A 23,939-nucleotide genomic window follows, 5' to 3' on the forward strand; every position below is an offset into this window, starting at 1 on the left:
GCAAATAAATTAATTTGATACTTGTTCGATTTCTTTTACTCTGCTGGCTACTTCGTTAGAGGCATAAAATTCAGGTAGAAACTCAATAAAACCTGATTTGTAAGCAGCAATAACCCCATTCAAAATTACTTCGGTAAACAATTGTCCACTTGATATTCTTGCGTTATAATCCTCATAAATTACTTTGATTTGCTTTTGCAATTCAGCGTATTTATTTTCAATTTGGGTTTGCATAGTGTTTATTGCTGTCTCTAATTGAAGCTGTTTTTCTTTTGCGTCATCAATTTCACTATTTTTCTCTTTCAAGAGTGTATTGATGTTTTCTTTATCGGCAACAAGCTCAATCATGTCAAGATCTAATAATTGAATTCTTCTGTTTTTTTCTGCATCTACAATTTCTCTTCTTGAATCTTTATAGGCTTTGATTACGTTATCAATTAAAAAATGCGTTAGGATAAGTGGAAACATCCCAAAAACAAAGATTAACCAAAATTCACCATGTTTAACTACTTCCCACAGCTGCATGGTAGACGCTTTACCTACTAACAAAGATTTAATTTCGTCAGTGTTTATAGCCACCATTGTTGAAACTAAAATATCAAAAACCAATAATCCTACCCAAAACATTGCTTTATTAACGACTTTGTTTTCGCTACCGATGATTTTTAAATTTGATAATAAAATTGGTATCAAGAAAAATAAAGCAGCTATAAAACCAAATAGAGGCCCTTGCAGTTTGAATATTTTAATTAATGCATTGGCATCTACAAGTTGAGGAAGGCCCGGATTGATTCCCGCTTGTAAAGAAGCACGGATGGCATTTCCTTCAAAAAATACTTTGTACACTGCTGATGCGAAAAATACAGAAAGGTAACAGGAAAATAGTACAAGACCTATTACTATGAATATGGTGCCAATGCTCCAAAATTCTTTTGTAATCAAAGTGAGCTCTAAACTATTTCTTTCAAGTTTATTTTTTTCAATGTCTTTGTTAATTTGCAACAATCCTTTTTGACCAGTATTAGAATTTCCCGATTCTAAAATTGATTTGTCTTGTTTTAGATCATCCAATTTTTGTGCTAGTTGTTTGCTTTCGAGTTCATTATCTCTTTTGGCAACTGCTAGTTTTTCTTGTTTTTCGGTATCAATATTTATTTTAGTACTCTCGTACGCAATAGCTATGTTTGATGCTAGTACATTTTTTATGTTACCAAGTCCTTCATCTGTGGCATAGGTTCGTACTTCCTCTTTAATGGTATTGTATTCTGTTCTAAAAATATCAATGTTCCCTTTATTTTCTTTCGATTTTTCGTAACCATCTGCTCTGTATTTTTCAGTATCGATTTGCGCAGCAGAATACACTAAGCTATGCAGTTGTTTTGAAAAAGTATCGATAATGTTCATGGGTTGTGTTTCGGGTGTTTTAGTCTCGGTCATAATTGTTTGTTCACTGACCGCTATTTGATGGTCAATATTATACTTAAGGCGTTCAAATTCTGATAGGAATTGGGAATAAATAGCAAAATCAGTAGATACTTGAATGTTTTCTACATTATTGTTACTGGCATTTAAAGAATAGTTATAAGACCCATTAATGGACGTTTTATTGTCAATTAAACAAAATTTATGATGCATGATTCCACGAGCATCACCCGTTTCAAATGCGTGAACACTTATGCCTGCCCCTTTAAGCATTAGCTTAACGGTTTCGTTTTGAGCATTTGACGACAAGATAACATCTACTAATACGCCACGATTTTTGGCATCAACAAAAGCCATTGCAATTTCTCTGTCAGTAAAATAGGCCATAGCAAGATAGATGCATTGCTGTGCATTGTTAATTTTAGAGAGAATTCTTTGCTTTATCTCAGTTCCATTTGTAATAAGGTCGCTCATAGTATTTGATTATAATTTTAGTAGGTTTTATGTTGATTTTTATTCTTTTCTATTTTTTGGAGGTTGCCAATCACGAACATCTATTTTACCTGTAACTGCTTCTGAAATTATAGATTGGCGATAGGTTTGAAGTTTTTCGATTTGAAGCTTATTTTTATCATTTAAATCATCAATTTTCGAGGTGGTAATATCTATAAAATTAACAATTTCAGTTTGTTCAGCTATTGATGGGTATGGAACAATAAAATTACCCAATTCTTCCATAGATAAATTTGGTTGTGCTGATTGTACCGCATTTAACCAAATTTGCTCGTAAATTTTAGATGATTGAAGCCAAAAATGTAAAAATTTATGATTTTCATTTTGTTTTAATCTCATAAAACAAACAGCCTGATTTGTATTAGCAGGCGTTAATTCTTTTGGTAAGACTGCAACTTTACCAATAGTTGCGCCAGCAATTACAAACAAAATATCATTTTCCTCTAATTGAGAGCGTTTTAATATTTCATGAGTTTCAACATCAATAAAAAATTCAGGAAAAAAAGAAACTTGAGTTTCTTTAATATTTTCAGCTTTTAAGTATCTAATACCTTCATCGGTTAATCCTCGTCCTTCTGTTGATGGTGTAGTCCCTTTTGAAATAACAGAACATAAAAGTTTAATTTTTGAAATGCCCCAATGCTCCGGAATTTCCCCCAACCAGTCTACACCACTATCTTTCATAGGTGCATTTGGGTTTAGTCCTTTAGTTACCGCTTCGTTTATCACGGCTTGGCGTTTCTCTTTAAGCAAGGCAATTAAACGCTTTTTCTTTTCGATGGTAGCATCAATAAGATTCGTTTTGTAATCAAGGAAAGCGGCGATTTGGGTTTGTTCTTCGAAAGAAGGGAATGGAGAGTAAAAATTTCTAATGGTAGATATAGATACACCTCCTATTAATCCTGATAAAGAATTAAAAAATTGATTTTTAAAATTATCACTTAAAGCATAATAATATAAAAATTTGTTATCATAATCAAAGCATGCTAATTTGTTTACGAAATATACATCTTCATTAAGATAACCTATCTTTTTTCCAGCATTGGCACCTTCAATGCACAAGACAAAACTTCCTTTTGGAGCTAATTTAAAATTGCCGTCATCTTTAGGAATTCTAATTCCATTTTCAAAATTAACTTTACCAGTATCTTGTTCAACATCTTTAGTACTGATATATGCAATATTGTTTAAATCATAAGACTCATATTTTTCTTTTAAATCTTCATTTAAGCTATTTCCATTAAATATATTAGAAATAAACTTCAATTTTGTAATTGACCATTCATTTGGTATTTCACCAATCCATTCAATACCGCTATTTTTATAACTATCGTATCCTTTCATTAGTTCAATAATTCATTTAACAAAGTAGCAATATCGTTCTCAAGTGATACTATTTCTTGTTTTACCTCAGTAGCGGCACGCAAGCCCTTGTATTCATAAAAATACTTGGTAAAGTTGATTTCATAGCCAATGCGTGTTTTGTCAAAATCAATCCAAGCATCGGGCACGTGAGGCAGTACTTCGTTTTCAAAATACTTTTCGATATCGGCTGATAAAGGCACGTTTTCTTTGTCGCGTTTTTTGCTGTCCGGCTTAGGGTTTTTGCTTTTATCCAAAACTTTATTCCCTTTTTCGTCATACAATGGTTGCTCTACCGTGAGTTGGTAAAAACCAAAGTCCTCGTTGTTATAGATTTTGCAATCCTTGGTGGTTTCAAAATTGGTATACAATTTTAAAATATCAGCAATGTGGTTTTCGGTAATTTCGTTACGCTTGTTACCCAAGCTTTTTTTGTTAGAACGGCAGTATTCTACAGCATTAATCAATTGCACTTTGCCTTTGCGGTGTTTTTGTTTTTTGTTGGTCAAAAACCAAATATAAGTGTTGATTCCGGTGTTGTAGAACATATCCTTCGGCAAAGCCACGATACATTCTAACCAATCGTTTTCGATAATCCATTTGCGGATATCGCTTTCGCCAGAACCCGCGTCACCTGTAAATAAAGGGGAACCATTAGTAACTACTCCAATACGGCTTCCTTCGCGCTCCATTTTAGAAATCATGTGCTGTAAGAACAACAATTGCCCGTCAGATGTACGCGGTGTACCTGCATAAAAACGACCTGCTGGATTTAAGGCTTCGTTTTCAATAAAACGTTGGTCTTTTTTCCAAGTTACCCCATAAGGAGGATTGGCCATCATGTAATGAAAATACTTGCCTTGAAATTGATCTTCAGAGAAAGAATTACCGTGTTTTACATTGTTCGCTTCTTCACCTGTAATCAAAGCTTCGGATTTCGCAATCGCATAGGATTGCTCATTCAATTCTTGTCCGTAGGTTTGAATAGTTGGTTTGTTTTTGCTGTCTTTTAGCAAAGTATCTAAAATGTAGTTTTTACCCAGGTTAACCATACCGCCGGTACCACAAGCCGGATCAAAAATGGTACGAATGATACCTGTTTGAGACAACTCGTCTTTCTCTGTCGAAAACATGATAGTGTTCATCAAAGCAACCACATCACGAGGAGTAAAATGCTCTCCCGCAGTTTCATTTGATTGTTCGTTTGAGATACGAATGAGCTCCTCAAAAACATAACCCATGTCGTGATTGTCAATTTTGTCGCTGTGCATATCGATTTTGCAAATGGCATCAATCATTTCATACAGCAACTTGTTTTTGATTAATCGGGCAATGATTTTATCGAACTGAAAATTTTCTAAAATATCGCGTACCTCTTTGTTGAAACCATTGAGGTAATTATTGAAATTGATTTCGATATTACGAGCATCATCTTTTAAAGAATGTAAGGTATGATTAGAAACATTGTAGAATTTAAGCCCACCCGCTGCTTTGCGTAAAATAGGATCTAGTTTGTCCTCAGCTACTTTGTCTTTGAAATTATGATAGGTAGATCGAACGGTTTCGTTTAATCCATCAAGAATACAATCTAAACGTCGGATAACGACAAAAGGTAGTACGACATCACCAATTTCATTTTTCTTGAACGCATCACGCAATACATCATCGGTGATTTGCCAAATGAAACCTACTTCTACTTTAGTGTTATTATTGTTGCTCATTACTGTTGTTTTAATTTTATGCTGCAAATATAGGGTGTTGGTGTGCGGGTTTGGTGCAGAGGAATTAGAAAGTTAAATAATTACATTCTTTATCACCAATAATAAAAGCTGGATTGTTAGCTTTAAGAAAGTTTATTTGAGTTTGTAAATCATTATAAACTTCAATTGCTAATTTGTGATTTTCTGCATTCCCAAGACTTGAATATCCAATTTCTTTACCTTTTGTAATTCTCTGACCTTTACTATTGAAAAAATTGAATGTGTCACCAGAATTTATTCTTTTGTAATTAGTTAAAATTGTTCTGTCGTGTTCTTTACTTGTTTTTATAAGGGTAAAATTTGGTTGAACATTTGTTGTTTTGTTCAATACAGCTCTTATTTTTGGTAGTAATATAGGATAATCAACATCAATATTACTAGGATTTGTAAATACAACGATATTAACTTTTACATTGATGATTTCTGATAATGTCTCCAAATAACTAATCAGGTTAACATCTATTGTATCTGTGTCAGTATCCTTATTCTTTAAAATAAATGGGTCAACAATGATAATATCTGTTAAGGGTAAAGAAAAAGATGAAAGATCATCCCAAGAATTAAAAGTGGGGGAGCAAATTCTCCATCTCTTTTCAAAAATATAATCTTCTTGAAAGAGAAATAATTTATTAAACAATTCTAATTCTTCTCCAGGTCTTGCCATAAGCAATGTGCCTGTATCGTTTAAAGCATTGAATCGTTCGTCATTAATCAAATAAGCAGATGACAATTGACTAGAATTAAAATTTTTGTAGGTGTTTGATTTTAGAGGTCTTGGAGGAAAATTATTTCCAAAAGCAAAAGTGTTGTTTTCTCCAACACCTTGAGAAAAATCTGCGTACCAAGACATTAATTTTTCATCTGTCTTAAGTTCATCTTTTGGGAAATTAAAAAAAATATTCAATTGTTTCTTTAATGTTTTTATACAATCATTGTATAAACTTTCAGCTTTGGAATTTATTAGTGATAATAAATTTTCTTTATCGATGTAAATATCCATATTTAAGGTAAATCAAAAATTAAGTTACTATTTACATCAAAAAAGCCAGTTCCAAATTCAGTTGTGAATCTACCATCTTTTCGATATTTCATTTCATAAGGACCATCTTTATCAAAATAAATTACTGAAAAAGGATTGTATTGAATCCGCATAGCTGGGACTTGACTAATATCTGATTTTGTATATTCAACGAACAGTACTTGCGATTTTCTGATAATATATTCCGAATGAGTTTCTACAATAAACTGAATACCAAATTCTTTCCATGTTTCTAAAAATAACTCCGCCAATAGGGATTGAAAAGCTGGATGTAAATTAGCTTCCGGCTCTTCTATTAGAATGCAAGGACTAGAGCTTATAAAACTACTATCCCTTTTTTGATCTTTTAATTGATTTTCTTCATTGATCACATCAGCGATACGAAGTAAAATAGTGAATATTTGACCAGCACCGAACCCTTTATCAACCAGGTTTATCACGTCGCCATTTTCTTGAATTTCTATTTTTGATGCTAAACCTTCTATAGGTCTAATGTTATAGTCTTCGCCAATGTCAAAGAAGTCTTTTGACATCCATTTTTTAATAAAAATATCTGCTTTACTTTTTTTCTTAATAGGGTTTTCGGAAAGACTTTTAATAATATCATAGATATCATTGTTCCCATTGTCATTTACATACAAACGGGTTTGTGTATTTCGGTTTGGTGTTAGGTGTGAAACGTTCAGATTCAATGCATCAACAACAATGTCACCTAACGACGACAATCTAAACAAATCACGATTAGTATTGCTTAGCCCAATTTCTTTTTCATTATCTCTAAAATATTTACTTAAAACTTCGCGTATAATTTTATCTATAGATTCTGAGCCCCCAAAATCTCTTAATTTGAAAGTTGGATTGAACTGTAAATCGTCCTCGATTTTATTGTTTTCAAGGTCTTTTATTTTTTTGTTTACCTCTTTCAGTTTAGCTTTTAACGATTTTACTTTGTCTAAAAACTGTACTCTTTCAATACTGGTTTTATCTATTTTTTTTAAAATTGATTCACTTTCCTTTAAATCATTTTCAATAACGATCTTGAAACTATCCAATTCATTTTTGTTTTCTTGTTCGTCAAAAATATCAGGATCATTATTTCTGAAATTTATAAAACTGTTATCAATCGTTAATTTATATTCATCATCCGCTAAGTTTGTGATGCTGAATAATGAATTATCGTATTTACTTTTAAATTTCAAAGATTTGAGTTTGCCTTTTTCAGATCTATTATCATTATTATCTAAAGGATAAAAATGATAATCAATAAAATAATCTTTGTTTTCAATAGAAAAATTTATGTCCCAAAGTTTTTCTCTAAAATTTTGTCTGTTTACTGCATTGGAAAAACAATCAATTTTGTGATTTCTGGAATGCTTTTGATTGAAATTTAATTCAAAATGATTTTTAGAACTTCCAAAACCATCCAATAGCATTAATGCTTTCATAACGCTAGATTTTCCAGAGTTATTGGTTCCAGTCAGAAAGGTAATCGGAGCTAAATTAAGTTCCCATGTTTCTTTTATTTTTCTGAAATTCTGTATTGTTATTTTTTCCATTTAGTATTTATATCAAACTTTGTTTGTGCAATATTAGATTTATGCTGTGCGAATTTAATTTATAATTCTTACGAAATCAATGTGCAGATTTTAAAATTATACAAATTCCTTGCTTTAGTTTAGCTATTTTGATCACTTGGCCAGGGATCATTCTTCAATTTCTAATATTCCGCTCTCTAGCTCTAATGCTTTAACCGTTTGCACTGCATTACCTGCAATCCCTCTAATAGAGCCATACATGTGAACCGTATTGTTAATTACCTTATCAATTTGCTTTTCACGCTGGCTCCAAATGCGTTGCATAGCCCGTTTTTCACTTGCTAGGTCGGATTGCATTTGAGTGAATCCCTCTGTAATTCCTTCCATTTGTAATCTAAACTCATTACTGGTTAGAAAATCATACAGCATTTCCATCTTGTCTCCTTTGTTTTCTTGTGATTGAACCGCCTGACTTACTTGAATTAATGATTGACGCAATACAGCGCTTAATCCTTTGAATTCTTCAAATGTACAGATCCAAATGCCATCTCTAAATCCCATTCTGTCCATTCCAATTGGCATAACTTCGGTAACAAGTACCCCTAGATTTACTTTTTTAGCACGAATGTCATTCTTGAACTTTTCTATCCAATTTGCGCTGAATGCCTTTGTACGTTTGCTTTCATAATAAATTGTGCCACAATTTTGTAGTTCTCTGGTATTTACAATTTGTAAGCAATCCGCACCGTTAGCTCCTTTTTTTATTTCATCTATTGTATCTAACGGGAAGTTGGAAGCCAACCATTCTTCAATAGCCAATTCCATTACTTCGCCTTGTAATTGCATAGAACCTTGTTCTTGCTTGCGTTTCATTTCTTCGGTTAGTTTCTTTTGGGCTTCAATTTGCATTAACAATTCTTTTTCACGGAGTTCGCTTTTATCTTTTTCCGATTTTTGAATTCGTTCTCTCTCAATAGCAATTTGTTCATTTAACTGTTTTTGCGCAGCTGCTTCGATAGTATCTTTTAACTCCAATTTTTCTCGTTGTAGTTTTGCAACTTCACCCTCCATTTTGCTTAACTCACGTAACTTGGTCGATTTCTCTGCAAGTTCTTTTTCCATTTCGGCAACACGGTCCTTGCTTTCCTCTTCGAGTTTCTTTTTTAGCTTTTCTGTAATTTCTTTTTCAGCAGCTTTACTTTCTTTTTCCAAACGCTCTGCAAATAGGGCATTTTCCTTCTTCTTTTTTGCTTCAAATTCTGCTTGGGCCTTAGCTAATTCATCGTTTTTAGCGGCTAATTCTTTAGCTTGTTCAGTTTCTTTTTTGAGATATTCTTTACGGATACTATCTTCTAATTGGTGTTTTAGAATATCATTTACATTGATAGAGGTTCCACAATTAGGACATTGAATAGAAGTTTGATCAGCCATGAGATTAACATTTATTTGGTTTGCAGTACAAAACTATGACTTATGTGTGCGCATTTAGCGCACATGTGCTTTTTAGTTTGTATATTTTGTGATTGAGTCCTTAATTTATTTATTTGCTACAAAGGCTAAAATATAGATTATTTCAGCAGTAATAATGAGGGAAACCGTAACGCGAATGTTGTTGCATTTTCATTTAATTTCATTTTTGTAAAGAGACAAAAAATTTAAGTGCTTTACCATACCCACTTTTAGTGATATTTCTCTACCATATTGTCTCGAGATAAAACTGTAATTCTTGAAGCCGAATTATTTTGTTGTTTTGATGAATTTGGTCTAAAGTTCAGAAAATGGGGTATTTGTTTCCTGAAGCAATGTAGGTGGTTTTAAGAATATGTTTTGGAGTTGAACAGTGCAAGATTGGCATCACGTTTATTAGTGACAATGCATTGTAATGGCTTATCATTATTGTCATCCATTACAATGTATTGCAGATCTGTTTGATTGGTTTTGAGTCCTGAGCATAGACACAAATTCCAAAAGGGGAGTGCTTATTTATTTAGGTTGATCTTGTTTATATCGGGTTATTTTTGGAGTTAATTTTTTTGAAACAAGAACTCGTGCGTATCAATTACTGCACCTCTTGCCATCTGTACTAAATTGCCTGTTTTTTTTAAAAATATTCCGAGTGTTTTTTCATTATAAACCAATTTCATTTCGGAAGAATAATCAGTTACCAAATACATATCACCTTCTAACTTAAAAAAAGGAATTTCAGACTTGCCTTTTGCTTTGATTCCTTTGTTAACGACAACGCCATTAGTTAAGGTCTCTTTTAGCACTGTATCGCTTTTTTCTTTTGAAGCTACTTTAGCATAAGCTACCATCATATTCAGCCATTCGTTACTGTCAATCAAGTACCATTGTACTTTGTTAAAGTCAATCCCTTGATCGCTGATCCAACCGAAGCTGGTAAAAGCAAGTAATACCATCTTTTTACCATCTAGTTTTGGATTATCCGATGGACTAAATTCTTGAATTTTAAAAGAAATGACAGAGGTAGCAGACATGTCTTTTGTTTTTTTTCCATTAAAATCAAGTGTTTTTAATGAAAAACTATTTAACTCTGGGTGACTTTCTAAAATATATTGCGTAGCGGTTAATTCTGCTCTTTCTTTCATATCCTCTACGGCAACAATACCTGCCCCGATGGCTAAGAGACCTCCAGCTACTGCAGCTGCAGCACCGCCATTTTGTGATTGTGCCTGTTTTGGTACAAGTGACAGGATAAAAATTAAAATTAGAGTTATTTTTTTCATTTGATGGTGAAATTTAGGTTAATACTATTGTGACAAATCTAAACTATAAAATACCGTTTACTTTACGGCTTTCCACATTGCGAAAATTAAAAAGACCAAAATATTCTTATGATGTAATTAGCTGTACGATTATGAATGATTAAGAAGGGGGTGAAATCACAAAAATATATTACTCATCAAAATAACTCTAAGATGTTATTATTGACGATTGTAAACAAGTACCCCTCTCAAATTATTTTTTGAGAGGGTTGGTACATTTCTGTTTGATTGATCATGTATTTTAAAGATCTTTCTGTATAGTATTCCGTGGTTTTCTTACTAGAGTTTGCTTTTATAATACTAATTGGCTCACAGTTACTTTTACACTAAAGCACTAATCAATTCTTTTACCTTCTTTACAGTATTTGCCGAAACTTTATAATCTGCATCCGATGCAAGTTTTGCTATCTGTCGGAGTGATAATGTTGGGTTGGATTTAAGTGCTTTCACAGTTTTTTTATGCTTTGATAGCGTTTCTTCGGGGGTGTCTTTTGTGTCTTTTACGCGTCCTTTATAGACACCATTTAATCTTGCCAGTAAAATCCCTTCTGCTTGCCTTTCCAATAAACTAGTTTTTTCTAGAGAACTTAATTCTGATAAAATTGTCGTAATTAGATTAAATACTGGATTTGCTTTGCCGTTGATCATGGATTCCAAACCTAAATTGTCTATTTTAACAATTACACCTTTGTCATAAAAATATTTCAGTGTTTGTAGTACGTCAATGGTATTTCTACCAGCACGGTCTATAGCATGGAAACTGACATAGTTAATTTCGCCAGTTTCAATTGCTTCAATTAATTTTTTACCTGCGGGTCTCTCGCAAAAAGGAATGGATCCACTTATTATGTCAACAAATAATTTTTCATCAGGGTGTGCTTTTGCAAGTTGACGAAGGTTGGATTGCTGATTTGTACTTTGGCGAATATAACGAGCTTTTTTCATTTGCACTGATAATTATAATTAGTTTAAACGGTGTATAAATTAATTTATTGTATAAATTTAGAATGGTGTATTTTGCACAGTTTGTTTTGTTGATATTACTGTATTTAATCTTAGGCTAGATGTGTTGCGTATAGGTATAGTCTAATTTTGAACAATCAAGTTAATTGTTTTTTTATTTAGCTTTTGGTGAGGATTTGAATATAACTGTAAATAAAAAATATTTATGATGTATAATGTTAATATGAACCATGAAGTCGTAGGATTAAAAAAAAATGAAATTGAACTTTACCAACCGTTATTTACTGAGGGTTTAACAATAGAGAGAAGAATATATCTCCTCATATTAGAAAATGCTATAAAAATTCCAAAATATTGAAGTGGGGTGTAGTGCAAGATTTAACTACGAATTCTAACTAAATAAAATAAATAATTGATGTATTTTATGTGCCGAATGTTTGGTTGACGAGTGCTAAAATGAATTTGACTTGAAAGATAATTTTAAATATTATGTGGATTACGTAAATAACGCTTGCGTCTTTTTTGGGTTTTTGAATACTCATAGTTTAATTAACGTTAGTGTATATAACAGTAAGTAAAGTTTTGATTGTGGTTTTTTGAGTAAAATGTATAGATATAAAATTAAGCTTGAATGCTCTAAAGGTTACATAAAAGACTTGTTTCGGGAATTTTGAAGTTACACTTCTGAACCTCTTCTTATTATATATGTCTGTAATGATTTCTAAAAATGTAATTGTTATATGACTATAAAATGCTTCCAGTTCAAAATTATCTAAAATAATGACGGTAAAGTGCTTCCTTTATAATGTTTGTAAGTTAAAACGTATTTTTTAATGCCGACAGAAAATTTTAAATAAAATCGCACCAAATATTCAACTTTTCTTTTTTCTCAGACTATATGTAGTAATCAAATCGATTAACAACATAAATTTTAAAAAAAAGAAAATGGAAAAATTTAAAAAAGTAGAATTATCAAAAATTCAATGGACAGGTGCGACTTGGAATCCTTGGCACGGATGTAAAAAAGTAAGTGCTGGATGTAAATTTTGTTACATGTTTAGAGACAAAGAAAGATACGGACAAAAGGCAACAGACGTTTTGAGATCAAAAACAAAATTTAACGAACCTACCAAATGGTCAGAGCCGCAATTAATATTTACCTGTAGTTGGTCAGACTGGTTTATTGAGGAAGCAGACCAGTGGAGACCTGAAGCATGGCAAATAATCAAAGACACTCCTCACCATATTTATCAAATTCTGACCAAAAGACCAGAGAGAATCTTAGATAATCTTCCTAGTGATTGGGGAGAAGGATATCCTAACGTATGGTTAGGTGTCAGTGTTGAAAGTAATAACGAAAAACATCGCATTGAAACTCTGTCAAAAGTTCCTGCTCATATTAGATTTATTTCGGCTGAACCTCTTATCGGAGAATTAACTTTAGATGAATTGTCTTCAACTTTAGAAGAAAATTTTCAGTGGATGATAATAGGAGGTGAAAGTGGAAATAAAACAGGAAATTATCGTTTTCGCGAAGCTAAGATAGAATGGTTTAAAAGTTTAATTGAAATTTCAAAAAAGACTAATGTTAAAGTTTTTGTGAAGCAATTAGGAACTTTTATCGCAGATGAATTGAAATTAAAAGATAAGCACGGCGGTGATGCAAATGAGTTTGAAAGTGCCCTTCAAATACGAGAATTCCCAATTAATATGGATGGTTTCAAAATAACTGAAGAATAGGCATTTTAAAAATTTTCTGTCAAATACATTCAAATGGAATCACTTAGTTAGATATTGATATAATCACAATAAAGTGGGTAAGTTTTAAAAAAGGGTTCGACTTTTTGATTAAAGTTGAATCCTTTTTTTTATTTTTAGTTGCTATTTTTTTCACGTATTACTCAAAAATGTTTTTATGTTAACTAAATTAAATATTTTATAAGTAAATACATCAAAGGTATCTATAATATGATCTAATTTGGATATAATAGCACAAAAGGTTACAATGTGATGAAGTAATTTAATTAACAAATATACTTTAGAATTTTACCTGTTATAACATTAGTTATTTTGTAAGTGAGAGAGTATACCGTAAATAAAATTTTTGGTGTATTTAATTCTTCAAGAATTTAACGCTGGGGATGCGTTTGGGAATTGGCGGAACAAAGTAAAATGTATGGTAGAATCCCCTTTTGTTGTATCAACTTTTTTTTGTAAACATCTAAAGCTTTAAATTTTACAAAAAATTGGTGTTAGTGGTAGCTTGTGAATCAATATATTTCTTTCCTGGTGGTGTTGATGTGGCCACACCACCGAATCAACTGTTTGGTCGAATATTTTATAAAGGGCGAGGCGGTTGGACGAAAGTAGATAACAACTGGATTAGAGGGACGGGCTCTAAGGTCCTTCGGTGAAGTATTAAATTTACTTATAATATTTTACCGCTTATTTAAAAATTATCTATTCAGCTGTTAAACTTTATTAAAAAAAATCTTAGATACATTTTAAGATTATTATATTGTATGTTGTTCATTTTTCACGTCAAGCCCTAGCACCAAAGGGCTAACACGATATTTATCAATTTATTTATAAAACTTTATTAAAACTACCTTAAAAGTATTAAAGGTTATATGTAGTATGTTGTTCACTTTTCACGTTAAGCCTTACCAATAAAGGGCTAACAAGATATTTATCTATTAGAAGATGTTAAATCTTTTTTTAGAATCATTTAAAGTTATATGAAGTATGTTGTTCACTTTTCACTTTAAGCTTTACCAATAAAGGGCTAACACGATATTTATCTATTTATAAATTTATCTATTAGAAGATATTAAGTCTTTCTTAGAATCATTTAAGGTTATATATGTAGTATGTTGTTCACTTTTCGCGTTAGGCCTTACCAATAAAGGCCTAACACGATATTTATCTATGTATCTATTTTATTTATTTATTTATTTATTAAACTTTAATAATCTTTCTTAGATAAATTTAAGGTTATTATATAGTATGTTGTACACTTTTCGCGTTAAGCCTTACCAATAAAGGGCTAACACGATATTTATCTATTTATCTATTAATTAATTAAACTTTAATAAATTTTTCTTAGAATCATTTAAGGTTATTATATAGTATGTTGTACACTTTTCGCGTTAAGTCTTACCAATAAAGGGCTAACACGATATTTATGCAATACGACCGGCCACCCAAAGGCCGAGGCATTATATCAAATTCTATAAACAATCCACCCTTCAAAAAAGCGATATAAAAAGTTAATATATAGTGTATAGAAAACTTATCGTATAAAAAAGGATATAAGGTCTATAGCAGTTCGCCGGACTAATTTCCCGGCGGGTCTCTCTGCTTAAAAAAAGAGGCAACTAAAAAATAAAAGAGACCCAATGAAAGACATTTTACTTACATCAATTTATGATGCAATAGCACAAATTACATTTCCCCAACCAAGACATCCGAAACAAGCTCGAAATCTTGCACAAGCCATTTTCAATACGATAATAAGCGATGGTGCAGACTTCATCAAAATGAAGAGCTTTCACTCTAATTATTTCCGAAAAATAATAAGTAACCCAGCTGACGTATCAACCGTATTACGAGAGCTAAAAAATGCCGGAATAATCGAGGAATCAAAATCATATAGTAATGGATTTACAAAAAAAGATGGTGAATATTACAATGCACATACAAAAACATATCGATTTTCCGAAAATTTGATTTATAACAACCCAATACATTTTACGACTTTCAAAGGAATCAATAAAATAGATGATAGAGTTAAATTCAAAAAAATAAAAAAGAATTTGGAATTAATATCGATTGACCCTTCGGTGTACCAAGCTATACCAAAAGTTGTTGAGGCTGAACTATTAACTATCGTAATCGGGAATAACATAAAAAACAAAATGATTTCAATAAAAATGGATAATAAAATCATCACTAAACCATTGCCTTGGTGGCTTAAAGTTGCGACACGTAATGGTATTGCTTTAATAAAATTCCATAATAAATTTTATATCGAGGGTGCAAAATCATTCATTGAACGTAAAAGAGTAGAATTAGAGATATCATATTCGTGCGCAATCGAAAGATTAAAAAATTGAAATTTTTATGCTAACAGAAACGACACTAATAACCGATTAGATTACAATTGTACTGGTCTAAAAAAAGAATTTTGGCCATATATAATTTTTGATAATGAAAAAACAGAAGAAGTAGACATCAAAAATGCACAATTTGCGGTGATGAGTAATTTAACAATTTTCGATATTGATGATATATTTATCGAAAAAGCTCAGAATGGACAACTATATGAATATTTGATTGATAAATTGTCGATGACACGTGAACAAGTAAAGGAATATTTAATTGTAGTGATGTTTGGTGAGGCAAAATACCACCCGAAAAAAATAAACGAAATATTTCCAGTGACGATGAAATCAATATCCGACTTTAAAAATAAATATGGATATGAGTCTTTTTCAATTGCATTACAGAAAGGGGAATCTAACCTTATGATTGATGGAATTTTCAATATGCTATCGAACAAAAAGATACCAACCTTACCAGTACATGATAGTATGAGAGTAAAAGCATCTGAGGTTGAGAAGGTACAACAATTAATGGAAGAATTTTTCTTAGAAAAGAATTTCAAATGCACATTAAAAACAAAATAAAAATGGAAATAAATACATCCCTCATTATAAAGATTGTGATATACAATTAATCGAAAATATCGAGAAAGTAAAAACCCCACTAAATAAGCTTAGTGGGTTTTTGTATTAGAAAATATTTCTTACTATTGTTTTTTTTTATATATTAGCGGATTAAAAACCAAAATTATGCCTATGACAAATAATTGAAGTCTAAATCTGTTTTTTATGGAAGATCATGTAAAACCTTGGTGGAAAGATGGAAGATTTGTGATTAGAACAATTGTAGAGATTGTTTCTAAATTACTTCCTTTCCTTTGGTAGAGTAAGTCGGTCTTACACTTCTAACGAAAGTCGTTAGTCGTAATTATGTCAACATTTAATTTAAGAAGCCTAACAATTCGCAGTTGTTGGGTTTCTTTGTATTTATACAATTGTATAACAACATTGCAAATGTATAAATAAAACACATTACTTAATCATATTAACACATTTTTAACATTTAAAATAAGCACAAATATACCAAATTATTCCAATATATTCCGAATGGCCAAATCTCTACGATATATTTTCAACATTTGTAATTCTATCTGGTCCCATATTTAAGATCATCATACCAATCAAGAGTACCCATGCCTCCATCGTAATTTTCTATACTTTTTTGATGTACCTCTATTTGATAATCGACACCATTCCAGTATTCACAGTGATTTTCGTTCCATTGGATTATTTTATGCATTCGGTCGAAGTTGTAATCATATTGAATGTTTTTATCACCATCAATTGGTAATGGGTTGTAATATTGTTTGTTATTTTTCATTTGTTATATATTAAAAATAACAACTTCAATATAGCGCGAATAAGACACTAAAAATAAAAAAACACCTAATTATACCGGATGTATTATTAGATGCTTTGTGTGTATTGTGTGTAGCTGTATTATGCTAACATATTATCAATAGTGAGTAAGCGAAGTTGGGCTTGGTCGAGTCCGGTTATGATGCCACCACCTACACTTTCAGGAAATCCTTCGAGTGACACTATGCCGTAATTATAACAACACACGTATCCACCACCAACCGTAACCGGACCACCATATAGTGAAGTCAACCGATTGGACATGCAATAAAAAGTACCACCTATAGTAGTAGGACAACCTATCAAGTTAGTCAATTTATTTTTAGTTGACGAATAATCACCACCAACAGTAGTAGGACCGAATTCCAATGATGTCAACTCATTATCACTACAACTAAAGTCACCACCAACCGTAGTAGGACAATATTCTAATGAAGTCAACTGATTATTACTACAATAAAAATGTCCACTCACAGTAACCGGTACACCCTCTAATGAAATCAAATGATTACTAGAACAGTCATATTCACCACCAACACTGATTGGTGCACCATTCAATGTAGTAATTGAATTATATGTACAATTAAAATAGCCAGTTACTCTATTAAAACGTAATGGCAAATCAGTTAAATAGCGTTCTGATAAATTCACATCACCATCAACATCTATCGAACCATCAGAATTAATTGAATAATTTTTAATGTAATAATTTTCACAGATTGCTTTAATTTCCTTTATTGTCATCATTTCTTTTTTTATTTTTATTTTTCCTATATTATATCCCAAAAAAGGATTTTTGTTTATTCTTTTTTTATTATTCTTTTTTTATTAATACAAAAGTAATCCATTTCCTCCACCATCACAAAATACAATTCATATATTTTTTATTGTATTATAATTACAAACTATATTTTCGATACAATGTGTTAAATAATATTCATTAAAAATCAACAATTACTGATAATATAATAAAACACATACATGCATTCTCGACCCAGCTTCCGGCAGGACCATCAAATAAATTGCGAATATGATAAAAGTGACATAATTGTAATTGATTGGAATGATTGGGGCCGAACGTAACGAAGTGAAGTGAGTGAAGTGAGTGTGTGAGTGTATAAGAGTAAAATTACTATTTAAATAATCTAAGTGTAGAGGTATGGAAATATGGTTTACCTGTACTGGTCAAAAATCCATTCGCATTCAATTGTGCTGTGATTTGTACTGCATTCATCCCACCTTTTTTTAATGATTCGGCAAATGCTTTGGCTTTGATTATATTGGGATTATTTTTACGTTTATCCTTAATTGCTTTTTGGCCCAACAATCGATTAGCATCACTGATATGACTACCATTACCCAACTTAGTTATTTTATTCCCGGCCTTTGATAAGTGATATCCATCCTTTTTAATATTATCCTTAATTGCATTCAATGCATTGGTGGTACGTTCCTTAACCTTATCCACTTCGAGTTGAGCAAGTGCAGCGAATAGGTTGATGTCTATTTATTGTTATTTGTTTAACTATATCTTATATGTATTATTAGTCTATTTGTTTGCAAGATTTTTTAAAATTTATAGAGTATTAGCCTATCTTTATCCACTTTAAAAATTTCATAATATTCATCAATTAAATTGAAAAAATAACAATAATCAAAATGCCTTTAGTTACACCTGACCATCCTCAAATTCTTCAATCAGGATATCGAATAATTGTTAATAAAAGATATATCACCATTCCATAGATAAAAATATCGTTGGTACTTTAAGATGAGTTATATTAGGTATATATTTTTTTTAATTTCATTAGGTACTTTTATATTTACGTGGGATTTATTTTGGTAATCCCTGTGTAAAATAAAATTACTTTCATATTCTATATTATCCTAAATAGAAAAAGTAGAATTAAACTATCATCAAAGGAAAAATGGCCTCTTATTTTAAGAGTAGCACCAACTAAGTTTGACGAAGTTTTATTTCAGTTTACATATTAATTACCGATCACCTCTTTGGGTGAACCTACTAATGACAACAATTTATTATGATAGCTGGTAAAGTTCCCTTCAACACACTTACGTTTCTCTATAAAATTAGTAACTGATTGTTAAAGGAATTAAAATCACAACCAACGGCAATCGGTGTACTATTTAATGTGGTCAGTTTATTATTTTGGAAATTAAAATTCGTAATGACTCTGCGATAAATCAATGGGATTTTGGAAATATTCTGTGATGACATATCAACATTTTCTTCGACATCAATAGATCTATCAGGGTTAATTTAATAATTCTCAATTTTGTGATGGGAGCAAATATTTTTGATATCTATTTCGTTTTGTTTCATACTTACAGGTAATTTTTTAATATTAAGTTATAATGTATCAAATAAATTTTATTGTAAATAAAATAATTTAAATTATTGACAGTCATGATGATGGGTATTGCTTTGTAGATTATATTAGCTTGAGATTACCCAATAAATTATTTTTTGTGACATTTTTTATTTTATTGAAATTTTTTTCATCTAGTTTTAAACTTTTTGGATATATCGGGATATAAGTCATATACAATGATAAATATGACGGATGTAAATTTAAAACAAGGAATGAATTGTCCAGCAGCGATTCTAACATTAAAGCAGGTTGGGGACCTAATTCACCGAAAAGATATTGAATGCATAAAGAAATGGTTAAATGGAAATAGTATCACAATTCACCGATTGGGCAAATTGACCTGTGTTTATAAAGTCGATTTTGATTGCGCAATGATGTTACCACAGATTAAAGATTTTAAAAAAAAGTATCCTGAGCATTGGCAATCCTATTACCAAAAGACAATAAAGGATGAGGCATTGTTTAATTTGATTATGTTGAGGATGGAAGTTGATATCAATTTTCAGCCGATTACCAGGGTTAAAGTAAGAAGTAAAAGTGATCAAAAATTATATCAAAAATTATTTACATGAGCAAGCTGCGTCTTCCTAAAAAATGTTATAAAGGAATAAAGATATATTGCAAAATATGCAATAGAGATAATATAGATTGCAAGCATTATGATAAACACGTATATAGAGTTAGGGTTCATGTACCTGGCACACGAAGGACAGTTAAAACTAAAAAGCTAGATGCTGTAAAATATGATGATGCTGTTATTGAAGCTATAGCTTTTGAAAAAGAATTACAAATAAATGATTTTGCGACTAGTGTGAGTACAAAGGTGGAAAACCCAACAGTAGAAGATTTGGGCAATGATTATTCAATTGTTGATGCATTATTAAAGTACAATCAATATCTCGAAGGGGCAACTACTTATGCTCATTTAAAAAAGAATGTTAGCAAGGCATACAAAGATGAATTGATACGTTTTTGTACTTTTTTCTGTAAAAATGTGAACAAGAAAAAAAATATTAAAACGACAAGAATTACGAGGATAGACAGAGCAGATGTTTCAAATTTTTACTCTTGGGCTGAGGCACGTTATGCGGAGAAAACATTCAATAAGTGCATGGCAGCTCTGAAATGTTTTTTTGAATTTTTGATTGATGTAGAGGATATTGAAATGAAAAATCCTTTTCGAAAATATGTAATAAAAGAAGTTGTGAAATCAAGTATCGAAACAGTTAGCAGGGACGAGTTTTTACAAATTCTTACTGCTGTAGACACAGTTGATCCATTAATTAAGCTTGGCGGTAAAGGCCAAAGAAAAAGCATGTTTAGGCCTTACTTAAAAGACGGATTCCGATTATTTTTATTGACAGGTGGTAGGAGAGAAGAAGTGGTGAATTTGCGTTGGAGTGATATTTATTTTTCGGCAAGCGGAGTAAAGTTTTTTCGGATCAAAAACATAAAAGTGGAACGAATCAAAAAAAAAGAAGGTAACTACAAATATATACCAATCAATGAAGATTTAGTCAACTTGTTGGCAGAAATGGGATATGAAAAAAATAAGAATTCTCATGATTATATTTTATTTCCTGATAGGAATATTTCAGCTATTACAATTATGAATACGTTGTCTAAAGCATTTACTCATTATCGAAAAGGTGCAGGGATCAAAAAAGATATCAGTCTAAAAAATTTGAGAAAGACTTATATAACCTGGGTAAATCAAGTTATGAACAAGGACACAAAGATCTTGTCATCTCATTCAACGGATGGTGTCCTACAAGAATATTATATTGATCCGACGGTTTTAACTGCGATAGAAAAAGGGGCTTTAGAAATCAAAATTTTCGGCTAAAACAGAAAAGGTATAAATGAAAACGACAATTCATTTATACCTTTTTTGTTTTGTATTGGCTGATATTTGAATACCAATTCGTAAAATTCCTCACTCCCTTTCCTCACTCCCTTTCCTCACTTGAGCGTTTTAAAGTCAGTATTTCCGAAATATAACATCAATAAAAAACCCCTAAACAATTCATGTTTAAGGGTTTGCTTTGGTAGCGAGACCGAGATTTGAACTCGGGACCTCAGGGTTATGAATCCTGCGCTCTAACCAACTGAGCTATCTCGCCATGTTCAGGTGGTTAATGTTTCCTGAATGCGGGTGCAAATATAAGAACTATTTTAGACCCTGCAAGCATATTTTAAAGAAAAAAAAATATTTTTAAAAATGCTTTTTTGTTGTAGTTATATTCTATATATTTCCAAAAAATTAAAAGTAGCTCATGGATCAAAAAGTACGTTACGAAATCGAATTTCCTATCAATTCATCACCTCAATTGTTGTATCAGTACATCTCTACACCATCTGGATTGTCAGAATGGTTTGCAGATAATGTTAATTCACGCGGAGAGTTTTTTACTTTTATTTGGAATGACTCACAAGAAAAAGCCCGTTTGGCATCTAAAAAAACAGGCGAAAAAGTCAAATTCAAATGGGTTGACGATAGCAATAAGGATTCAGAGTATTTTTTTGAACTACATATTTTAGTTGATGAGCTAACTAAAGACGTATCGTTGATGGTAGTTGATTTTGCCGAAAAAGGTGAAATTGATGAGGCGAAACTACTCTGGGAAAATCAAATTTCCGATTTAAAACATCTTATTGGTTCTGTATAAAAAATCATATTTTTAAACTTATATTTGCCCTAAATCTAAATTAGGGCTTTTTTTATGATTAATTTTAACGGAACACTACTACCACAAGACAAAACAGATCTTACTCAAAATAGAGGCTTTTTATACGGAGATGCTGTTTTTGAAACGCTTAAAATATGTAACGGAAAAATTCTTTTTCTCGAAGATCATTATTTCAGACTAATGGCTTCTATGCGTGTGATTCGGATGGAGATCCCAATGAATTTTACAATGGAATTTCTAGAAGAGCAAGTTTTGGAAGTAGTAAAGGCGAAAGACATTCTTTCGTCGGCCCGAGCGCGCATCACCGTATGCCGCAACGACGGAGGATTTTATCTGCCCACTACAAACACTATATCCTATTTAATTCATGCAACGTCTTTAGATGATGCCCAATATGTTTTTCACAAATCAGATTACGAAGTAGATTTGTTTAAAGATTTTTATATCACAAAACAGTTGCTTTCTTCTATCAAAACAACAAATAAACTAGTCAATATCACAGGAAGTATTTTTGCCTCTGAAAATGGTCTAGATAATTGCTTGTTGCTTAATGATAGTAAAAATGTGGTAGAGGCGTTGCAAGGAAATTTATTCATGAGGGTTGGTAACAAATTAATTACACCACCATTAACTGAAGGTTGCTTAAACGGAATCATGCGCAAGCAAATTTTTCAACTTGCCAAGAAGATTGATGGACTTGAAGTGGTGGAAGAGGTTATTTCACCATTTGACTTACAAAAGGCAGATGAATTATTTTTAACTAACGTGATTCAAGGCGTTCGACCGATAACACAATACCGAAAAAAGAAATTCGATACACAATTATCTGAGCAATTGAGCTTGAAATTAAACGAATTGATTTCGAGTTTTAATTAAGGTATGGATTTTCAGGAGCATTAGACCAAATAATATAATCGCCACCTAACTCAATGAGTTGTTCTTTCCAAAAGTGGGTGGCTGATTTTCCAATGATTTTGTTTTCGTAAGTATTAGTTGTAATAATCCAAGAGTTATTTTCCATTTCGCTCTCTAGTTGTTTTTCATGCCATCCAGTATAACCTAGAAAAAAGCGAATGTTCTCATTGCTAATAGCTCCTTGGTTGATAAGCTCTTTGGTGAACTCGAAGTCGCCGCCCCAATAAATTCCGTTAGAAATCTCAATACTATTAGGGATTAGGTCTGGAATATTATGAATAAAATACAAGTTATCCTGTTCCACAGGACCGCCATTATAGATTTTGAAGCGTGCGTGAATTTCTGGAATCAAGTCGTTAATCGTATACTTCAGGGGCTTATTAATGATAAAACCAATAGAGCCCTCCTCGTTATAATCAGCTAATAAAATCACCGATCTATTGAACGATACATCTCCAATTATCGAAGGCTCTGCAATGAGCAGCGATCCTTTTTTTAATTTATCTGTAGTCATACGATTTGATTTTTTATTAAAATTAAGGTTTTTATTATAATAATGCCAAATTTTTTCGAATAAATATATAAAAAAACCCTTCAAAAGAAGGGTTTTAATTATATATTGCTAATTACGATTAGTTTACAGCACCTTCTAATTCAGCTCCGGCTTTAAATTTTACCACATTTTTAGCAGCAATCTGGATTGTTTTTCCTGTTTGAGGATTTCTTCCATCTCTAGCAGCTCTTGAAGACACAGACCAAGATCCGAATCCTACCAAAGATACTCTTCCACCTTTTTTCAAAGTTTCACCTACGTTTCCTAAAAACGACTCTAAAGCTAGTTTTGCAGCAGCTTTTGTAATTCCTGCATCCGCAGCGATAGCATCGATTAATTCTGATTTGTTCATAATAAATAGTTATTAATTGTTGGTTATATAAATTGTTAATACACAAATTTAGGAGGATTTACGTTCCTTGCAAGTCTTTTGTGTTAATTTAGCTAGTTTTGTTAATAACTTATTTTTTTTGTTCATAAATATCT

20 protein-coding genes and 1 tRNA gene are annotated in these 23,939 nt (G+C 31.6%); 7 read left to right on the forward strand and 14 right to left on the reverse strand.

Annotated features, from left to right (window positions below; translation table 11 throughout):
* Positions 1 to 9: 9 nt before the first annotated feature.
* The 8 genes from L1S34_RS04320 to L1S34_RS04355 form a co-directional block, all read right to left on the reverse strand.
* Positions 10 to 1,896 carry a phospholipase D-like domain-containing protein gene (locus L1S34_RS04320; protein ID WP_236362962.1) on the reverse strand — a complete coding sequence of 629 codons (1,887 nt, stop codon included), beginning with the start codon at positions 1,894 to 1,896 and terminating at the stop codon, positions 10 to 12.
* Between the two features lie 39 nt (positions 1,897 to 1,935).
* Positions 1,936 to 3,279 (reverse strand): restriction endonuclease subunit S, encoded by a 1,344-nt coding sequence (locus L1S34_RS04325; protein WP_236362963.1) that lies wholly within the window; start codon positions 3,277 to 3,279, stop codon positions 1,936 to 1,938.
* Positions 3,279 to 5,018, reverse strand: coding sequence for a type I restriction-modification system subunit M (locus L1S34_RS04330; protein ID WP_236362964.1), 1,740 nt, complete (start codon positions 5,016 to 5,018; stop codon positions 3,279 to 3,281). The genes L1S34_RS04325 and L1S34_RS04330 overlap by 1 nt, the downstream gene beginning before the upstream one ends.
* A gap of 64 nt (positions 5,019 to 5,082) precedes the next feature.
* Positions 5,083 to 6,057, reverse strand: a complete 975-nt coding sequence (locus L1S34_RS04335; protein ID WP_236362965.1) for a hypothetical protein — start codon at positions 6,055 to 6,057, stop codon at positions 5,083 to 5,085.
* Positions 6,058 to 6,059: 2 nt separating this feature from the next.
* Positions 6,060 to 7,652: an AAA family ATPase gene (locus tag L1S34_RS04340; RefSeq protein ID WP_236362966.1), complete on the reverse strand. Its 1,593-nt coding sequence runs from the start codon at positions 7,650 to 7,652 to the stop codon at positions 6,060 to 6,062.
* Positions 7,653 to 7,799: 147 nt separating this feature from the next.
* Positions 7,800 to 9,062 carry a DUF2130 domain-containing protein gene (locus L1S34_RS04345; protein WP_236362967.1) on the reverse strand — a complete coding sequence of 421 codons (1,263 nt, stop codon included), beginning with the start codon at positions 9,060 to 9,062 and terminating at the stop codon, positions 7,800 to 7,802.
* A gap of 593 nt (positions 9,063 to 9,655) precedes the next feature.
* Complete coding sequence (locus L1S34_RS04350) at positions 9,656 to 10,378, reverse strand: hypothetical protein (protein WP_236362968.1); 723 nt, start codon at positions 10,376 to 10,378, stop codon at positions 9,656 to 9,658.
* 360 nt (positions 10,379 to 10,738) lie between these two features.
* Positions 10,739 to 11,362, reverse strand: a complete 624-nt coding sequence (locus L1S34_RS04355) for a recombinase family protein (protein ID WP_236362969.1) — start codon at positions 11,360 to 11,362, stop codon at positions 10,739 to 10,741.
* 963 nt (positions 11,363 to 12,325) lie between these two features.
* On the opposite strand from L1S34_RS04355, the gene L1S34_RS04360 reads away from it, so the two are divergent.
* The 3 genes from L1S34_RS04360 (at position 12,326) to L1S34_RS04370 (ending at position 16,068) form a co-directional block, all read left to right on the forward strand.
* On the forward strand, positions 12,326 to 13,120 hold the full coding sequence (locus L1S34_RS04360) for a DUF5131 family protein (RefSeq protein WP_236362970.1): 795 nt from the start codon (positions 12,326 to 12,328) through the stop codon (positions 13,118 to 13,120).
* Between the two features lie 1,658 nt (positions 13,121 to 14,778).
* Positions 14,779 to 15,495, forward strand: coding sequence for a hypothetical protein (locus L1S34_RS04365; protein ID WP_236362971.1), 717 nt, complete (start codon positions 14,779 to 14,781; stop codon positions 15,493 to 15,495).
* A 141-nt stretch (positions 15,496 to 15,636) separates the two neighbouring features.
* Positions 15,637 to 16,068, forward strand: coding sequence for a hypothetical protein (locus L1S34_RS04370; RefSeq protein ID WP_236362972.1), 432 nt, complete (start codon positions 15,637 to 15,639; stop codon positions 16,066 to 16,068).
* Between the two features lie 562 nt (positions 16,069 to 16,630).
* Here the strand turns inward: L1S34_RS04370 and L1S34_RS04375 are convergent.
* The 3 genes from L1S34_RS04375 to L1S34_RS04385 all read right to left on the reverse strand — a co-directional run bounded on the left by L1S34_RS04375 (position 16,631) and on the right by L1S34_RS04385 (position 18,370).
* Entirely contained in the window at positions 16,631 to 16,864 is a 234-nt protein-coding gene (locus L1S34_RS04375) for a hypothetical protein (RefSeq protein ID WP_236362973.1), read from the reverse strand.
* Between the two features lie 119 nt (positions 16,865 to 16,983).
* Entirely contained in the window at positions 16,984 to 17,649 is a 666-nt protein-coding gene (locus L1S34_RS04380) for a hypothetical protein (RefSeq protein WP_236362974.1), read from the reverse strand.
* Between the two features lie 385 nt (positions 17,650 to 18,034).
* On the reverse strand, positions 18,035 to 18,370 hold the full coding sequence (locus L1S34_RS04385) for a hypothetical protein (protein ID WP_236362975.1): 336 nt from the start codon (positions 18,368 to 18,370) through the stop codon (positions 18,035 to 18,037).
* A 1,110-nt stretch (positions 18,371 to 19,480) separates the two neighbouring features.
* Between L1S34_RS04385 and L1S34_RS04390 the strand changes: the two genes are divergently transcribed.
* Both L1S34_RS04390 and L1S34_RS04395 read left to right on the forward strand, forming a co-directional pair.
* Positions 19,481 to 19,867, forward strand: a complete 387-nt coding sequence (locus L1S34_RS04390; protein ID WP_236362976.1) for a hypothetical protein — start codon at positions 19,481 to 19,483, stop codon at positions 19,865 to 19,867.
* Entirely contained in the window at positions 19,864 to 21,141 is a 1,278-nt protein-coding gene (locus L1S34_RS04395; protein WP_236362977.1) for a tyrosine-type recombinase/integrase, read from the forward strand. The genes L1S34_RS04390 and L1S34_RS04395 overlap by 4 nt, the downstream gene beginning before the upstream one ends.
* A gap of 200 nt (positions 21,142 to 21,341) precedes the next feature.
* Here L1S34_RS04395 and L1S34_RS04400 read toward each other — a convergent pair.
* Positions 21,342 to 21,418 (reverse strand) — tRNA-Met (locus L1S34_RS04400).
* 153 nt (positions 21,419 to 21,571) lie between these two features.
* Between L1S34_RS04400 and L1S34_RS04405 the strand changes: the two genes are divergently transcribed.
* Both L1S34_RS04405 and L1S34_RS04410 read left to right on the forward strand, forming a co-directional pair.
* Positions 21,572 to 21,964 (forward strand): START-like domain-containing protein, encoded by a 393-nt coding sequence (locus tag L1S34_RS04405; protein ID WP_166138427.1) that lies wholly within the window; start codon positions 21,572 to 21,574, stop codon positions 21,962 to 21,964.
* Positions 21,965 to 22,018: 54 nt separating this feature from the next.
* Positions 22,019 to 22,861 carry an aminotransferase class IV gene (locus L1S34_RS04410; RefSeq protein ID WP_236362978.1) on the forward strand — a complete coding sequence of 281 codons (843 nt, stop codon included), beginning with the start codon at positions 22,019 to 22,021 and terminating at the stop codon, positions 22,859 to 22,861.
* On the opposite strand, the gene L1S34_RS04415 is transcribed toward L1S34_RS04410, so the two are convergent.
* Complete coding sequence (locus tag L1S34_RS04415) at positions 22,854 to 23,414, reverse strand: YqgE/AlgH family protein (RefSeq protein ID WP_166138421.1); 561 nt, start codon at positions 23,412 to 23,414, stop codon at positions 22,854 to 22,856. The two genes, L1S34_RS04410 and L1S34_RS04415, sit on opposite strands and share 8 nt — an antisense overlap.
* Positions 23,415 to 23,532: 118 nt before the next feature.
* Complete coding sequence (locus L1S34_RS04420; RefSeq protein ID WP_166138418.1) at positions 23,533 to 23,805, reverse strand: HU family DNA-binding protein; 273 nt, start codon at positions 23,803 to 23,805, stop codon at positions 23,533 to 23,535.
* Positions 23,806 to 23,939 lie beyond the last annotated feature (134 nt).

This window comes from Flavobacterium sp. K77 (assembly GCF_021608205.1).
In the GTDB taxonomy this organism is placed as follows: Bacteria; Bacteroidota; Bacteroidia; order Flavobacteriales; family Flavobacteriaceae; genus Flavobacterium; species Flavobacterium turcicum.

Bases quoted from the DNA above. Each gene is read 5' to 3' on its own strand.
- L1S34_RS04320 (WP_236362962.1), bottom strand. From the start codon at position 1,896: ATGAGCGACCTTATTACAAATGGAACTGAGATAAAGCAAAGAATTCTC.
- L1S34_RS04325 (WP_236362963.1), bottom strand. From the start codon at position 3,279: ATGAAAGGATACGATAGTTATAAAAATAGCGGTATTGAATGGATTGGT.
- L1S34_RS04330 (WP_236362964.1), bottom strand. From the start codon at position 5,018: ATGAGCAACAATAATAACACTAAAGTAGAAGTAGGTTTCATTTGGCAA.
- L1S34_RS04335 (WP_236362965.1), bottom strand. From the start codon at position 6,057: ATGGATATTTACATCGATAAAGAAAATTTATTATCACTAATAAATTCC.
- L1S34_RS04340 (WP_236362966.1), bottom strand. From the start codon at position 7,652: ATGGAAAAAATAACAATACAGAATTTCAGAAAAATAAAAGAAACATGG.
- L1S34_RS04345 (WP_236362967.1), bottom strand. From the start codon at position 9,062: ATGGCTGATCAAACTTCTATTCAATGTCCTAATTGTGGAACCTCTATC.
- L1S34_RS04350 (WP_236362968.1), bottom strand. From the start codon at position 10,378: ATGAAAAAAATAACTCTAATTTTAATTTTTATCCTGTCACTTGTACCA.
- L1S34_RS04355 (WP_236362969.1), bottom strand. From the start codon at position 11,362: ATGAAAAAAGCTCGTTATATTCGCCAAAGTACAAATCAGCAATCCAAC.
- L1S34_RS04360 (WP_236362970.1), top strand. From the start codon at position 12,326: ATGGAAAAATTTAAAAAAGTAGAATTATCAAAAATTCAATGGACAGGT.
- L1S34_RS04365 (WP_236362971.1), top strand. From the start codon at position 14,779: ATGAAAGACATTTTACTTACATCAATTTATGATGCAATAGCACAAATT.
- L1S34_RS04370 (WP_236362972.1), top strand. From the start codon at position 15,637: ATGAGTAATTTAACAATTTTCGATATTGATGATATATTTATCGAAAAA.
- L1S34_RS04375 (WP_236362973.1), bottom strand. From the start codon at position 16,864: ATGAAAAATAACAAACAATATTACAACCCATTACCAATTGATGGTGAT.
- L1S34_RS04380 (WP_236362974.1), bottom strand. From the start codon at position 17,649: ATGATGACAATAAAGGAAATTAAAGCAATCTGTGAAAATTATTACATT.
- L1S34_RS04390 (WP_236362976.1), top strand. From the start codon at position 19,481: ATGACGGATGTAAATTTAAAACAAGGAATGAATTGTCCAGCAGCGATT.
- L1S34_RS04395 (WP_236362977.1), top strand. From the start codon at position 19,864: ATGAGCAAGCTGCGTCTTCCTAAAAAATGTTATAAAGGAATAAAGATA.
- L1S34_RS04405 (WP_166138427.1), top strand. From the start codon at position 21,572: ATGGATCAAAAAGTACGTTACGAAATCGAATTTCCTATCAATTCATCA.
- L1S34_RS04410 (WP_236362978.1), top strand. From the start codon at position 22,019: ATGATTAATTTTAACGGAACACTACTACCACAAGACAAAACAGATCTT.
- L1S34_RS04415 (WP_166138421.1), bottom strand. From the start codon at position 23,414: ATGACTACAGATAAATTAAAAAAAGGATCGCTGCTCATTGCAGAGCCT.
- L1S34_RS04420 (WP_166138418.1), bottom strand. From the start codon at position 23,805: ATGAACAAATCAGAATTAATCGATGCTATCGCTGCGGATGCAGGAATT.